This window comes from Sphingomonas profundi (assembly GCF_009739515.1).
GTDB classification, from domain to species: domain Bacteria; phylum Pseudomonadota; class Alphaproteobacteria; order Sphingomonadales; family Sphingomonadaceae; genus Alterirhizorhabdus; species Alterirhizorhabdus profundi.
Genome location: NZ_CP046535.1, coordinates 2,905,565 through 2,920,230 on the forward strand (window position 1 = coordinate 2,905,565; position 14,666 = coordinate 2,920,230).

Here is a 14,666-nt window from a genome sequence, read left to right on the forward strand (position 1 = left end):
CCAGCGCCTTCAATACGGGAGAACCATCATGGCCAAGACGGTTATCGTCTTCGACCCCATCAACCCGCGGCTGCCATCGATCCGCATCCGGCTGGCAGACGCAGCGGCCGACGCGCTGGTCGCGACCGGCGCCGCGGTGTTCCCGGTGATCGACACCTCACTCTCGACCGGCATCGTCGTGCCGCCGCCCGCGCCCACCGTTACGCTCTCGCTCTCGGTCAGCCAGGCCGAGGGGAATAGCGGGCCGAAGCTGTTCACCTTCACGGTCACCGCCTCGCAGGCGGCGCCGGCCGGCGGCCTGGTCGTGCCCGTCGCCTTCTCAACCGGTTCGACTAACGCGGCTGATTACACCGGCGGCACGCTGCCGAGCCTCACCTCGGTGACGATCGCGGCCGGGCAGACCTCGGCCGACATCGTGATCAGCGTCAACGGCGATACCGACGTCGAGAGCGACGAGAGCTTCGGCCTCACCATTTCGGCGCCGGCGGGCTACACGCTGCTGAACGCCAGCGCCACCGGCACGATCGTCAACGACGATGTCTCGTCCGTTGCCACCCCGCAGCAGCCGGAGGAATCGATCATCTCCCCGGCGAATGTCTCCCTGCGCTCGACGTACGTCTTCACCAAGCAGGGCGCGATCGTCGGCATGAACCCGGCCATGGCCGCGCGAGGTGCGACCGGGCTTGGGCCGTACTGGCCGAAGATCGTCTACGCGCCGAGCGCCGCCTACCCCGACCGCCACATCGTCTTCTACACGACCGACCACGACCTGTACGATTCCAGCAAGCCAGGCTCCGGCACCGGCGGCGTCTACCTGATGACCTGCGTCGCCGATCCGGGCGTTGCGGCGAACTGGAAGACCTATGCGGACGCCGTCGCCGCCGGCTGGTGGAACGACGTGCCCAGCCGGCCGGCGGCCGAGCCCATCTACATCGGCCCGTATGCTGCGAATACGCCGGTGCAGGCCGAGACGATCTGGGTCAACTGGGTGCCCGAGGCGAACCTGTGGGTGGGCACCTACCAGGTCACTGCCGCGCGCGCGACGCGGCTGGACGGCACCACCTACGGCAACCAGGCGACGATCATGGCGACGTCGCCGGACCTCCTCAACTGGACGGGCAACAACATCGCCGTGACCTTGCCGCCGGCCGACAAGCAGCTGGGCGACGGTCACACGGGCTACTTTAACTGGGGGCCGAACCCGTTCCCGGGCCTCATCAACCCGGCCACGAGCGCGCCCTGGAAGTACGTCGGCTACTGCTCCATGGGCGGCCAGGGCGCGAGCCCCGAGACCCAGTGGGGCTCGGACAACCCAGGCGCCGCGCCCGCCCTGGGCGGCAGCTCGCCGTGGACGTTCCTGTCGACGATCAGCCCTTGGGGCGGCCGCGCCGCGCCGAACTATCCGAACAGCGATACCAACGACAGCCGCCTCGTGACGCGTTGGTTGGAGCTGTCCAGCTTCCGCGCCACGCGGCAGGGCTACGCGGGCCTCATGACCGGCGGCCCCGCCACCGCCGGGCAGGGGTCGGCCAACCGCTCGGTCTACGAAGTGCTGATGGACGCCACCGGCCGCGAGATGCTTGGCCGACCGATCCAGGTCGTCACCAAGAGCAGCGTGACCGGCGGAGACGACGGCACCAGCGCGCATGCCGCCAGCATCGTCAACTTCGGCGATCGGCGTGTCGTCGCCTACGAGGGACAGGGGTCCGGCACAAACAAGCTGCTCATCGCGACTTCGCCGAAGCGGAACCCGGCCAACACGTGGTTCGATCCACTCAATCCGGTCATCCCGGCTGGCTACGCGGAAATCGCCCGGAACGTGCGGGGCGCGAGCGCGGTGCCTGCCGGCTTCACGGCGGTGACGGGCGGGGCTCCTGCCGCGCCGACCTTCGACGCGAACGGCATGACGATCGCGCTGAACAACGGACAGGAATATTACCTGTTCGAGGATGCGGGCTTCATGCCCAACCAGACACCCTACGTCGACCTGTTCCTCGAAGGCTGGCGCAGCCTTGCCGCGAGCGCCGAGCGGTATCCCTATATCGGCTTCGCACATGAGAAGGCGATCCGCTCCGGCCTTTTGAACGCCCTGTTCGTCAGCAACGGCGAGGGGACCGGCACGGACGCGCGCCTGTCCGGCATCGTCGGCGGTGCAGCGCCCGTCGTGGGCGGCGCCTGGGCCTACTACGAGGGCATCGGCTACGGCTCCTCGACGGCGGCGACCCAGGGCAAGGACATCGGCATCCGCTGGTTTCCGCAGGCCGGCCGCCTGCTTGGCCTCGGCCTCGGCCGAACGGAAGTCCGCATGGACAACGCCGGGCTCGCCGGGCTGGATCTGACACAGCGGTTCTACGCGTTCGTCGGCTTCAAGGGCGTCGGCTCGGCCGCGCAGGAGCGCATCCAGCGCATCGTCGTCCGCACGAAGGACGAGAGCAACGTGCTGGTGGCCCTGACCCCGTCGACCGACTTCATCCAGGGCGTCGCCGTCTCCGGCACGCTGACGGGGGCGAAGGCCGGCTCGACCATCACGTCGAACATCCCCGGCATCACCGTGGACAGCCCGAACCGCACGTACAGCGGCACGCCGACCGGCTCGGGCACGATCGCCAACGCCTTCGTCGAGACGCTGGCGGGGTACGGCGGCTCGCCCTACCCGACGCCGGTGACGGTCGAAGCCGCGACCACCGCGTTCCTCTACGACAAGTTCTCTGCGGCGGACGGCACCGACGTCACCTACGATGGCCCGGACGCGGACACGGACGCGGACTACTCGCCGATCATCGGCGGCAAGTGGTCGAAGCACAACGGTTCGACCAGCACGCCGTCGATCAAGAGCGGCCGGTTCTCCTGCGCCTCGGCCGGCTCCTCGCCCCGCATCATCAACGCCACCGTGCCGCCGAAGGCAGACTACAAGGTGGAGGCTGACTTCACCTTCGTCGGCGGCACGCCGTCGACGAGCTACGCCGGCATCATGCTCCGCCTGTCCAGCACGGCGCTGCAGGGATACGGCGTCTACTGGAACGGCGCCAACAGCCAGTGGCGGCTCATGCGCTGGACCGGCACCGGCGCCAACATCAACACGCTCGCCGCGACGCCTGCTGGCGGCCAGACCTACCACCTCGAGGTCAGGGCCGTGGGCACGACGATCAGCGCCTACGTAGACGGCACCCTGATCGGCACCGCGAGCGACACGAACTACCAGGCGGCCGGCGGCGTCGGCATCCACTACCCGAACAACGCTACGGATGCGGCGGGCATCCAGATCGACAACCTCAAGGCGACAGCACTATGATCCGCATCCTCCTGGCAGCCTTGGCGCTGGCCCTTCTTCCCTCGCCAACGGCGGCCGCGCCGCTCGCCGGCGTCAACCTGTCGGGCTGCGAGTTCAAGGGCGTCTTGAACGGCGCGCTCTGCCCCACGCCCGACGACGTGCGCTTCTCGATCGGGCAGGGCTTCCGCCTGATCCGGCTGCCGTTCAAGTCCGCCCAGCTCGACGACGCGAAGGCGTGGGCGAAGATCCGCGCCGCCGTGGCGGCAGCGAACGCGGCCGGCGTGCCCGTCATCCTCGACCGGCACGAGTTCCGCTGGCCGCCGGTGGAGGAGCAGGTTGCCTTCTGGAAGCGCGTGCTGGCCGCGCTGCCGGCGGGCGCCGACGTGAAGCTCGACCTAATGAACGAGCCGAAGGGCTTCGCCGACCCGCGCGCGCCTTATGCCCAGTGGGCGCGCGACACGAAGGCGATCGTCGCCGGCATCCGCGCCTTCGCGCCGCGCACCGAGATCCTGGTTGAGTGGCCGAACTACTCCGCCACCTTCCGCTTCCACGATCCCCGCGTCGCCGCGATCGAGGCCGACCCCAGGCGCACCTGCCCGACCGCCGGCTGCGCGCTCGACCGCGTCGGCGGCTTCGGCCCGAACGTGGCGCTCTCCGGCCACCGCTACTTCGATACCGGCAATGCAGGCATCAAGGCGGCCTGCTCGACGAAGACGCCCAACCCCGCGACTTCCATCGCCAGCTTTGCCGAGGGCGCGCGGAAGCGGGGGATGAAGGCCTATGTCACCGAGGTGGCGTGGGGCAGCTGGCGCGGCGTGCCCAAGTCGTGCGCCGGGCGCGGCGCCGCCTTCCTCGCCGACGTCGCGGCGAACCCCGACGCGATCGCGGGCTTCACCGTCTGGGGCGACGGTCCCGCCTGGGCGGAGAATTACATCTTCCGCGTGAACCCGCCGAAGGGTGCGAGCCCGACCGCGACCGCGTCGGCTTACGTGCGGTCGCTGACCGGCCGGTAGAGGTGAGGCGGAGCAGGGACGCAACTCGCTCCGCCTCGAGGATAATAACGGCGTCGCGCGGAAAGCCTTAGCGCCGGGCCCGGGGGAGCATCCCATGACGAACGACATCACGCCGGCGGCCGCAGCGCCGCCGGCGCCTACCGCCGCGCAGGCGGTCACCGTCGTGCAGCCGGCGGAGCGGCCGCTCTCGCTCGACATCGGCCATGTCGGCGCCTGGGCGGGGGCGATCATCGCCATCACGACCGTTGCCGCGCTGCTCTACAAGCTGCTCACGCGCGAGATGAGCCGCGACATCCGCGAGGTAGCGCACAAGGTGCGCAACGTCGTGACGCGGGTCGACTCCATCGAGCACCTGCGCACTGGCGACATCGAGCGCATCGTCAAGCTGGAGGCGGCGCAGACCTCGTTCGACCGGGCGGTCGAGCGCGTCGAGCGCGGTCAGGAGAAGCTGGCCGACACGATCAACGACCGCTTCGATCTGCTGGCCGAGTCGATCCGCGAGATCCGTTCGGTGAGCCCACGTGGCTGACATGCCGATCAACGCACTGGACGCCGGCGTGCTCGGCGTGATGCGCGCGATCGACGAAGCCGCCAGCGAGATCGATGCCGCCTTCGCCGCCGAGCTGCGCGCGCGTCACGGCACGCCCGAGTGGGATCGGCCAGCGCCGATGCACTTGGAAGCCTGCGACATCTGATTGTGTGGCCGCAGTCGGGATGAGGGTGTGCCCCCGAGTTCCGCGAAGCACACCCTCCCCGCTAAGCGAGGGTGGCCTTTCGACGATCGAAGTCGCGTTCCGGACCAATCCAGAAGGCCGCGTTTCCACGCTCTTCCGACGCCAGCCCAACCAGCTCGACCGGATGCCGTTCCGGTTGCCTCTCGAAAGGATGACCCATGTCGACGGTATTCCCGCGCGAGAAGGACGCGCTTGCCTTCTACGGCTCGCCCGGCACCGGGCACGTGCGGATCAGGCCGCCGTATCAGCTCTGGTTCGGCGACCAGAAGGTCTCCTCGATCCTGATCCACGGCAAGTGCGCCGATAGCGCGCTGCGCGCCATGGAGCGGATCGCCGCCACGTACAGCCCGGCCGACATCCACCGGCTCGGCTTCGACGCGTTCGCCGGCTGCTTCAACGATCGCGACAAGCGCGGCGGCACGACGAAGTCGATGCACGCCTATGCCTGCGCGATCGACTGGAACGCCGGCCGCAATCCACTGCGCGCCGATCATCGCACGGCCTCGTTCGCCCGACCGGAGTGCAGGGCCTTCCTCGACGCCTGGGAGGCGGAGGGCTGGGTCAGCCTCGGCCGGGCCCGGGACTATGACTGGATGCACGTCCAGGCGGCGCGGCTGTGAGCGCGGATACCGGCATGGAGGCTGAGCGCGCCGCCGCCTCGCCGCCGATTGGCATCTCGTCGCGCCAGATCTTCGTCGTCGCGCTGCTCGCGATCGCCGGATGGCTCGCGGTGAGCGCCTGGATCATCACGCACTCGGCCGACGCCTCCGACCGCGCCGCGATCCTGCAGTCGGCGATCAACATCGCGACGACGGCGTTCGGCTTCTATCTCGGCTCGAGCGCCAGCTCGCGGAACAAGGACCACCGGCCATGAACGGCGGCGCGCTGGTCGACGTCGCCGCCGGGCTCGTGCCGGGCGGCGGCTGGGTGCGCACCGCGCTCCGGATCGCGGGCAAGGCGTGGCCGTATGTCGCGATCGCGGTGCTCGGCGTGGCGTTGCTGCTGACCCGCGGCACGCTCGATCGCGTGAAGGCGGAGGGTCGCGCGGCGATCGCCGATATCGGCCGGGCCTCAGCCGAGCGCGCCGCCGCCGACGCGCGCCGCGGCGAGGCGGCCGCAAGCACCTATGCCGCGCGCACCGCCGCGCTGCAGCCCATCATCCTCCGCTCGAAGGACACGGTGACCACCTATGCGCAGACACCTGCTGGCCGCACTCCCTGCCTTGCTGCTGACCGCGTGCATGGGCTCGACGAGCTCGACCGGGATCTCTTCACCCCGCCCGATCCCGCCGGCGCTGCGCGAGCCCTGCATGCCGACCCCGGCGCACCGCCAGCCGGACGGATCGTCGACCAGCGCTGACACCGAGGCGACGATCCGCGACGGCCGCATTGACCTGAAGGCATGCGACGACAAGCGACGCCTGGCGGTAGACAGCTGGCCGATCTAAAGTAATGACATCAGGGCCGAAACGACATCATAGGCGTCGGAACATCTCGCATGGCAAATCGCTACGACTCTCCCAATGCGGCGAGGTCAGATGATGCCACCCTTCTATTTTCACGCGTACGAAGGCGATGAGATTAGGGATGGCGATGGGCAGGATTTACCCGACATCTGCTCTGTGCGGAGGGTGGCAGTTGCATACGCGGGCGATCTCCTGAAAGAGGCCGGCGACACGCTTTTTGATCATGACATGCGGCTCGTAGTTACAGACGGGACCGGACTGACGTTGTTCTCGATCCTTATCGTCGCAACCGAGGCTCCATCCGTTCGATCCTAAAGAAGCAACTCGAGGCTAGCGAGCAGCCAAGATCGGCGGGTTCGCGCGCGTCCCGCTCGATAATTATATGGATGCCAAGTGGAGGCTGGCGGCGGACGGCTGGCCGGATCGATGCGGGTATCGGCTGGGGTACCGCAGGCCGACGCACCATCAGAAACCCGCAGATTTTTGCGCCTGCAACCCGACAGCGACGGAGGGGTCCTCCGTCGCTGCACCTGTGTAATCAGGTTGTGTTGACGAGCTAGATTAGCAGGCCTCGACGGGGATCGCTTTCGCGACCGCCTGCTAAGCGCCGCCGACCATCACTTAGCGCAGCAAAGCCGACGAAGAAGGCCCGAAGATCGAAATCCGAGACGTTGTTCACAAGTGCCTTCACCTCTTGTTCGAACTCTCGAGTGTTTTCACGCCCGAGTGTTCGCTGCGTCATCGACCAATGCCCAAACTCTCGATGATCGATCTCCGTGTTGAAGATCACACGTATCTGGAAGTGGCGAACGTCGCGGGCGATCCGAGCATAGCACTCTGAAACCGCCTCATCTGGACCCTCCAGGGCTTGGAGGAAAAGCAACCCATCCCACAGCAGCAGGCCAGTGACACCATCACGCTTGTTCAAAGCCGCAGAGATACTGACGATCTCGGCGAACTGCTGCTGATCGTCTGGCGATCGGGCTTCGCTTGTATAGCAGATTCGCAGCATCGACCCATGCTCCTTACCTGACAGAGCGTACGAACGAGTGGTTACTAAAAAGCAACCATCAATCTGAGCCTGCAAGGAACTGAACTGAACACGTCCGCTGGTCGCGAGACCAGCGGGGGTTGCCGTGCGCCAACACGGCAAGCCGACGGAGAGTGATCCGTCACGCGCGGCTGGCTATGCCGCAAACGCCCCGCACCCGTTTCGAAGCGGGCGGGGCTCCCATGGACCTGCAATCGTTATGGAAATGGAAATGACCTCGGTCGCGGCTACCCGCCCGGCCGCTCCCTACCTCGGCGGCAAGCGCAACCTCGCGAGCCGCCTCGTCAAGCGCATCGCCACGGTCCCGCACGAGACCTATGTCGAACCGTTCGTCGGCATGGGCGGCGTGTTCCTCCGTCGCACGGCGCGCCCGCGATCGGAGGTGATCAACGACATCTCGGGCGACGTGACGACGCTCTTCCGCGTGCTCCAGGAGCATTATCCCTACTTCGTCGACATGCTTCGCTGGCGGCTGACCAGCCGGGCAGAGTTCGATCGCCTCCGCGCTCTCCCGGCCGAGCGGCTGACCGACCTGCAGCGGGCGGCGCGCTTCCTCTACCTGCAGCGCCTCGCGTTCGGTGGGAAGGTGCGCGGCCAGCACTTCGGCGTCGATCGACGCACACCGGGCCGCTTCGACGTGACCAAGCTCGAGCCGATGCTGGCCGAGATCCATGATCGGCTCGCCGGCGTGGTGATCGAGCAGTTGCCCTATGCGGATGTGCTCCGGCGCTACGACGGGCCGGCGACGCTGTTCTACCTCGATCCGCCCTATTGGGGATGCGAGACGGACTATGGCCAGGACGTGTTCGGCCGCGCCGACTTCGAGCTCCTGGCCGACCAGCTGGCAGGGATCTCGGGCCGCTTCATCCTCTCGATCAACGACACGCCGGGCGCGCGGGAGGTTTTCGGCCGGTTTCGGATCGACGAGGCCGAGACGACTTGGACGCTCGCAACCGCCGCTTCGGGCGGCGGGAAGCGGGTGACGGAGCTGATCGTCTCCGGCTGATCGTCAGCCGCGGCGCCGACGGATCTCGGCCTTGTGGTCGCGCTCCGTCGGCTCCGGTGGCGGCGGCACGATCGGCACCTTGATCGGTTCGAGCGAAAGGCGCGCCTGGCGCTGGCCACAGGCGTCGCAGCGGAAGCGCGATGGCGCCGCCTCCCATGCCAGGTTCCAGCCACGCGCGAGAAAGTAGCCGACCAGCCCCTTAGCTTCGTAGACGGCTGACCGGCCGCAACCGCGCACCTGGCAGGTGATGCGTAGGTGGGCGTTGAGCTTCACCAGGTCGTGGAGCGTTTTCGGTCGGGCGATCCCCATGGTCGCGAATCATCCCTGCCGAGCCGCTCGCGCGAGCGATAGCCAACACGTCGGTGAACTGATCACCGGTCGCGGCGCCGCCTGATCCATAGCCGCGCTTCCTGCGCTGCCGCCCCAACCCACGAGGGAAACATGCTCACGAACGCTGCGGTAAAAGCCGCACGGCCGCGCGCGGCCGCCTACAAGCTGTCGGACGCCGGCGGCCTTCATCTCTACGTCGCACCGAACGGCCGCCGATCTTTCCGGATGCGCTTTCGCTGGCAGGGACGCGAGCAGTTGATGACCTTCGGCACCTGGCCGGAGGTCTCGCTCGACACGGCTCGCGCACAATGCGAGGCGGCGCGCACGCAGCTGGCCCGCGGCGAGGATCCGCGTACCGCTCCCGATCGCTTGAATGCGCAACCCAGCGACTTTGAGACGATTGCCCGACGCTGGCAGGTCCACATGCTGCCGCGCTGGACCGTCGTCCATGCCGGCGATGTTCTGGCAAGCCTCGAGCGTGACATCTTCCCGGCGATCGGCGCAATGCCCGTGGGCGCGATCACGCCTCCTGTGGTGTTGAACGCTCTTAGAGTGATTGAACGACGCGGTCGGCTGGAGACAGCGCGCCGTGTACGCCAGCGCATCTCGGCCGTATTCCAGCACGCGATCGCCGAGGGCCTGGTCGAGAGCGACCCGGCCGCGCTGATCGCTCGCGCGTTGCTGCCGCCAAGGCCGCAGCGCCGCCAGCCAGCGCTGGTCGATATCGACGACGCACGGGCGCTGCTCGCGGCTGTCGGCCGCCTGCAGGCGGCACCGACTGTGGCGCTCGCCTCGAGGTTCCTGGCGCTGACCGCCGTCCGCATGGCGGCGGTGCGCGGCGCACAATGGGAAGAGATCGAGGATCTGGAAGGAGAAGCACCAACGTGGCGCGTACCGGCGGCGCGGATGAAGCTCGCCGCGGCCAAGAAGCTTGACGCTGGCAACGATCATCTCGTGCCGCTCAGCAGGCAGGCGGTGCACCTGCTGCGCGTGGCGCGCAAACTCGGCCATGGCGCTGGACTGATTTTCCCCGGCAGCGATACGGCCTCGCCGATCGGCGAGGCGGCGATCGGCGCACTCTACACCCGCGCGGGTTTCGCCGGTCGTCATGTGCCGCACGGCTGGCGTGCTACCTTTTCGACGATCCTAAACGAGCGCTTTCCGGAAGAGCGCGGTGCAATCGATCGAGCGCTGGGCCATGTTGGCGGCGGGCGTGACGAGCGCGAGGAAGGAATCAATCGCAAGGTGGAAGGCGCCTACAACCGGGCCATGCACCTGCCACGGCGCCGGCGGCTGTTCCAAGCCTGGGCTGACGAGCTGGACGCAGCCTGATCGGCTCAGCCGTATCTCGACGGCTCGGCCGCGACATATCCCGAACCTCTACGAGCGTGCGTCCGCCACGCTCGACTCGCCGGGACAACCCGGCCTCAGTCGCGGGGCATGCTGCCGCGACCAAGATCCACGCCGGCACGGTCATGTAGAAATGCCGGCTGATCGGATCGAAACTCCCCACCCCCCGATCAACCGCGTCTTGTTCTGCCTCAGCCTTACTCGCGCGCCATGGCGCGAGCGGCTTTCCGAACGACATGACGCGATAACGCATTTGCTTCGACACCATCCCTCCCGACTCGCCGCAACGAGAACATAGTTGGAACATTAGCCGTTGAGCGAGTCCGAAAGTGGACGGGCTTGCGCGCAGACCGGAAGGCATCTCGGGAAAACTCTTACATCCCTAACCTGCGAGGCAACTTACATCTTATCCCTCTGAAAACACGCCACAATTGATGTAAGGGTGCAATGCATATCCGGGCTAATGTGACGCGCCTCCTTCCCCTATCTCTTCGTAAACACGAGATATTTTCAATCAGAATATTAGGTTCTGGCGCCGTAATCTGGTTAGGGTGAGATTAGGCGCTTGGTTAGCCGAAAAGTGGCGGAAATCAGCCAAAGTTAGGGATGTTAGGCAATCCCCGCGACACCCCACGACCTAAGCCGTCATACAGCCTGCGCACATGGCCGCCCCTCTCGATCTGCAATCGCCATGTCAGCGACGCCGGCAAAGGTCTGAGTGGACGTAGGCGGCGTGGACAGGGGTCCAAGGTTCACTTTGAACCTTGGGGGGTGAACGCCATAGCAACCTATGAGAACGTATGGTGCCCGGAGGGTACGCTATAGTACGGGAAAGCGCCGTATGCGCCGAGGTGCGGCGTCTTCGGGAGGCAGGGGCCGGAGGTTCGAATCCTCTCTCCCCGACCAACGTCATGATGGACGCAAGAGCGCGCCGATGCGCGGCGTATCCGTGAAAAATGCAGTGGGCGGCGCGCGACGCGAGCTGCCTTGGCATGAGTCGGCCGGCGTCACCCCGGGGACGGCTCCCGGGGTGACGCGATATGGCGCGGTGGAAACGCCTCAGACCAGCAGGTCGATCGCCATCGGCGCCGGATCGTCGGCGAAGGTATCGCGGCCTTCCAGCCGGCCGTAGAGCAGGTAATGTTCCAGCGGGTCCATGCCGCTCGCGGCGACGTCGGCATAGGCGGCCAGATAGTCCGACGTGTCGAAATCGGCCGAGGGATCGCGTCCCTCCTTCCAGCCGAACACCTCATAATGTTCGAGCGGGTTGACCCCCGCCGCCGCCACGTCCGGATTCTGCGCCAGATAGTAGCTGGTGTCGAAATAGGCGTTCGGATCACGCCCCTCGGCCGCGCCGAACACCAGATAATGCTGGAACGGATCGACGCCGGCGGCCGCCACGTCCGGGTTGGTCAGCAGATAATATTCGGGATCGAAATCGTCGATCAGCGTGGCGCCCACGGCGGCGTAGATCGCCCGGCCCTCCGCCTGGCCGTAGGTGAGATAATGCACCAGCGGATCGACGCCGGCCGCCGCCACGTCCGGGTTGCGCGCCAGATACTGCTCGCCATCGAACAGGGCGGAGGGGTCGCGCCCCTCGTTCGCGCCGAACACCAGATAATGCAGCACCGGATCGACACCGGCGCGCGCCACGTCCGCATTGGCGGCCAGATAGTCGCTGGTGTCGAAGAAGGCGTTGGGATCGCGCCCCTCGAACCGGCCGACGGTGGCATAGTGGTTCTCCGGATAGGCGCCCGATGCCGCCACGTCCGGGTTGGTCGCCAGGTAGAAGGCGTCGTCCACCAGCGCGCGATACTCGTCGCCGCCGGCGCGCGTGGTGGCGGCGTAGGCGGTGATCGTGCCGCTGACCTCGTTGGCGGAGAGGACGAGCGCGACGCCGGTCGGGCTGTCCGCCGCCGAGACGAACGTCACCACCTCGGGCGCCGAATCCTGCGCGGTGGCCGGAATGTAGTTCGTCAGGCTGGCGCGCGCGGGATCGCTGATGTCGTACACCATCACGCCGCCCTGCCGCTCCAGCGTGACGAAGGCGTAGAGCCGGTCGCCGACCTGGCCGACAGCAACGCCCTCCGGCTCCGGCCCCTTGTTGTCTGAACGGTCGTCGGCCGTGGTGCCGCCGCTGTCGATGTTGAAGATCGACGGATATTTGGTCGACAGGAAGCTCTCGAACTCGCCGCCGGTCTCGCGCACCTTCTCGATCGTGCCGTCCGCATTCTGGCGGAAGATGGAGATGCCGCGCCCGCCGAAGGTGTAGATCTGGTCAAAGTCGCCGTCGCCGTCCGTGTCGCCGATGTTGGTCAGCACGTTCAGCCGGCCCAGCGCGGTGTTGGCCTTCAGCGCGGCGGCATCCGGATAGGCGGCGGGATCGAGCACGTAGGAGGAGGCGCCCAGCCGCACCTCGTCGGTGAGGCCGCCGACGCGCGCGTCGCCTTCGTTCGCGGTGACGAAGTAGGTGGTGCCGGCCACCGCGAAGCTGGCGATCGCATCGGGCTGCAACAGGCTGCGGACGTCGAAATTCTCAAGGCTGATGCCGTCGCGGTCGCTGGCGTCGAAGGCGTTGCCGGGAAGCGTGCGATCGATGCTGCCCAGCGGCAGGATGGAGAGCGGGCGATCGGCAGCGGGATCGGTGAGATCGATCACCGCGACGGCGTTCACCTCCTGCAGCGTCACATAGGCGCGCGTGCCATCGGGCGAGACGCTGATATATTCGGGCTCCACGTCGGTGCCGGCGGCCTGGCCCGGAAACAGGGAGAGGCCGCCCGCCTTCAGCAGCGCCTCGCCGCCGGTGAGGAAGCCGAAGCCGATCGTGTTCGCCACCACCGCGTTCGCCGCCCCGCCCGACACGTCGATGATGCTCACGCTGCCGGCCGGATTGTTCGTCGGCGTGATCGCCTGCCCTTCGTTCGCGACGAGGATCTTCGTGCCGTCCGGCGAGAAGGTCAGTTCGTCCGGCAGGTTGCCCACCTCGATCAGCTTCGCCAGCGTGCCGGTGGCCGCGTCGAACAGGGCGACGTGGCCGTTGTTCGCCGCCACCGGCGCCTCGTAGGCGACGGCGAGGATGCCGTTGGCGACCGCGACCGAGTTCACCGCGCCATAGCCCGCGAGCGTCTTCAGATCGATGCTGGCCACGGCCGAGAGCGTGCCGCTGGCGGAGAGGGCGGTGATGTCGACGACGCCCTGGGCCAGGTTGCTGGTGAAGATGTTCTTCGTCGCGGCATCGAACGCGATCGATTCGGCGCGCCCGGCCGCCTGGGCGCCGCTTCCCTCGATCGAGCCGAGCCGCACCAGCCGCAGGCTGTCGGTGGCGACGGGCGTGGTGGCGGAGCCGGCGAGCGAGGCCGCCTCGGCCAGCAGCACGGTGCCGCCCAGCGGTGCGCCGGCATCGTCGTTGACGATGATGCCGGTGGCCGCCGCCCGCGCGGAGTCGATGCCGGCATCGACTCCGGCCGCGCCGCTGACGGTCGCGAGGGTCAGGCCGAAGCGCTCGTCCGTCTCGGCCACGGTATCGCCGCTGACGGCGATGGAGACGGTGGTGCTCGCCGCGCCGTCGGCAATGGTCGCGGTGAAGCCGGCGGGCGCGGCACCGCCGAAATCGGCCGCGTCGGTGGTGCCGGCGGCGAAGCTGCCGTTCACCGTCAGCGCGCCGGTGGCGCCGCCGGTGCGAACCAGCGTGAAGGTCAGCAGGCTCTGCCCGGCATCGCCCTCCGCCTGGGAGACCGTGAGGCCGTCGGCGGCGAAGCCCACGCGCTGGCTCTCGCCGGGCGCGCCGCCCAGGGTGAAGCCGTCGGTCGGGAACGGCGCGTCGGGGGTGATGCCGTCGATGCTCTGGTCGCCGCCGGCATTCTGGGTGGTGAAGTTGGCGGCGGTGTTCAGCGCCGCGACATAGGCGGCATAGCTCGCCAGGCCGCTGCGCGGGCCGGTGTAGCCGGCGATGTCGATGCCGCCGGTGAACTCCAGCGCGGTGCTGCCCACCGCCAGGCCGGTGCCGGCCAGGGTCGCGCTGTCGGCGGTGAAGCCGTCGCTGGCGACGGCGGCGAGGAAGGCGGTCGGCACCGTCGCCGTGCCGGTATAGGCATAGACGATCTCGCCCCCGTTCGAGAGGCCCTTGTTGGTGCCGTCGACGTAGCTGACGCTGCCGATGTTGGTGGTCGGGTTGCCGTTGACCGTATCGATGCGGATCACCGTGCCGGCGGCGACGGCGTCCGACGCCGTCCAAGAAAAGCTGCTCTCGCCCGTGTTGAAGGCGGTGCCGGTCCACTCATTGTCGGTGAAGTAGATGGTCGTGCCCGCCTCCAGCGCCTCGGCGGCCAGGAAGGCGATGTTGTCGTTGCCGTCCGAATTGAAGCCGGTAAATGCGATCGATCCCGCGCCGAGTGCCATGCCGGTCATCCTTGCCTGAGCGTGTACCGGCCGGGGCCTATCGGTGGC

The 14,666-nt window shown here is 67.7% G+C and carries 13 protein-coding genes; 10 read left to right on the forward strand and 3 right to left on the reverse strand.

From position 1 onward, the window contains the following. The first annotated feature begins 28 nt into the window (after positions 1 to 28). From GNT64_RS13925 to GNT64_RS22300, 8 genes are all read left to right on the forward strand, one after another. A complete protein-coding gene (locus tag GNT64_RS13925; RefSeq protein ID WP_156680074.1) occupies positions 29 to 3,292 on the forward strand; it encodes a hypothetical protein in 3,264 nt (1,087 codons plus the stop codon). After that, the gene (locus GNT64_RS13930) at positions 3,289 to 4,284 is read left to right on the forward strand and encodes a cellulase family glycosylhydrolase (protein ID WP_156680075.1); all 996 of its coding nucleotides are present in this window, start codon (positions 3,289 to 3,291) and stop codon (positions 4,282 to 4,284) included. The genes GNT64_RS13925 and GNT64_RS13930 overlap by 4 nt, the downstream gene beginning before the upstream one ends. Before the next feature lie 94 nt (positions 4,285 to 4,378). Then, the gene (locus tag GNT64_RS13935) at positions 4,379 to 4,813 is read left to right on the forward strand and encodes a hypothetical protein (RefSeq protein WP_156680076.1); all 435 of its coding nucleotides are present in this window, start codon (positions 4,379 to 4,381) and stop codon (positions 4,811 to 4,813) included. After that, positions 4,806 to 4,979, forward strand: a complete 174-nt coding sequence (locus tag GNT64_RS13940; RefSeq protein ID WP_156680077.1) for a hypothetical protein — start codon at positions 4,806 to 4,808, stop codon at positions 4,977 to 4,979. The genes GNT64_RS13935 and GNT64_RS13940 overlap by 8 nt, the downstream gene beginning before the upstream one ends. A 197-nt stretch (positions 4,980 to 5,176) precedes the next feature. Beyond that, positions 5,177 to 5,638, forward strand: a complete 462-nt coding sequence (locus tag GNT64_RS13945; RefSeq protein WP_156680078.1) for a M15 family metallopeptidase — start codon at positions 5,177 to 5,179, stop codon at positions 5,636 to 5,638. Then, the gene (locus GNT64_RS13950) at positions 5,635 to 5,892 is read left to right on the forward strand and encodes a hypothetical protein (protein ID WP_156680079.1); all 258 of its coding nucleotides are present in this window, start codon (positions 5,635 to 5,637) and stop codon (positions 5,890 to 5,892) included. The genes GNT64_RS13945 and GNT64_RS13950 overlap by 4 nt, the downstream gene beginning before the upstream one ends. Beyond that, positions 5,889 to 6,377 carry a hypothetical protein gene (locus GNT64_RS13955; protein ID WP_156680080.1) on the forward strand — a complete coding sequence of 163 codons (489 nt, stop codon included), beginning with the start codon at positions 5,889 to 5,891 and terminating at the stop codon, positions 6,375 to 6,377. The genes GNT64_RS13950 and GNT64_RS13955 overlap by 4 nt, the downstream gene beginning before the upstream one ends. A gap of 181 nt (positions 6,378 to 6,558) precedes the next feature. Beyond that, positions 6,559 to 6,798, forward strand: a complete 240-nt coding sequence (locus GNT64_RS22300; RefSeq protein ID WP_422396639.1) for a DUF6894 family protein — start codon at positions 6,559 to 6,561, stop codon at positions 6,796 to 6,798. A gap of 241 nt (positions 6,799 to 7,039) precedes the next feature. Here the strand turns inward: GNT64_RS22300 and GNT64_RS13960 are convergent, their stop codons facing one another. Beyond that, a complete protein-coding gene (locus tag GNT64_RS13960) occupies positions 7,040 to 7,495 on the reverse strand; it encodes a BLUF domain-containing protein (protein WP_156680081.1) in 456 nt (151 codons plus the stop codon). Between the two features lie 238 nt (positions 7,496 to 7,733). Here GNT64_RS13960 and GNT64_RS13965 point away from each other — a divergent pair, with 238 nt between their 5' ends. Then, positions 7,734 to 8,540 (forward strand): DNA adenine methylase, encoded by an 807-nt coding sequence (locus GNT64_RS13965; protein ID WP_422396592.1) that lies wholly within the window; start codon positions 7,734 to 7,736, stop codon positions 8,538 to 8,540. A gap of 3 nt (positions 8,541 to 8,543) precedes the next feature. On the opposite strand, the gene GNT64_RS13970 is transcribed toward GNT64_RS13965, so the two are convergent. Beyond that, entirely contained in the window at positions 8,544 to 8,849 is a 306-nt protein-coding gene (locus GNT64_RS13970) for a hypothetical protein (RefSeq protein WP_156680083.1), read from the reverse strand. A gap of 132 nt (positions 8,850 to 8,981) precedes the next feature. Between GNT64_RS13970 and GNT64_RS13975 the strand changes: the two genes are divergently transcribed. Next, positions 8,982 to 10,202 carry a tyrosine-type recombinase/integrase gene (locus GNT64_RS13975; protein ID WP_156680084.1) on the forward strand — a complete coding sequence of 407 codons (1,221 nt, stop codon included), beginning with the start codon at positions 8,982 to 8,984 and terminating at the stop codon, positions 10,200 to 10,202. 1,077 nt (positions 10,203 to 11,279) lie between these two features. Here the strand turns inward: GNT64_RS13975 and GNT64_RS13980 are convergent. Next, complete coding sequence (locus GNT64_RS13980; RefSeq protein ID WP_156680085.1) at positions 11,280 to 14,618, reverse strand: choice-of-anchor I family protein; 3,339 nt, start codon at positions 14,616 to 14,618, stop codon at positions 11,280 to 11,282. Positions 14,619 to 14,666 lie beyond the last annotated feature (48 nt).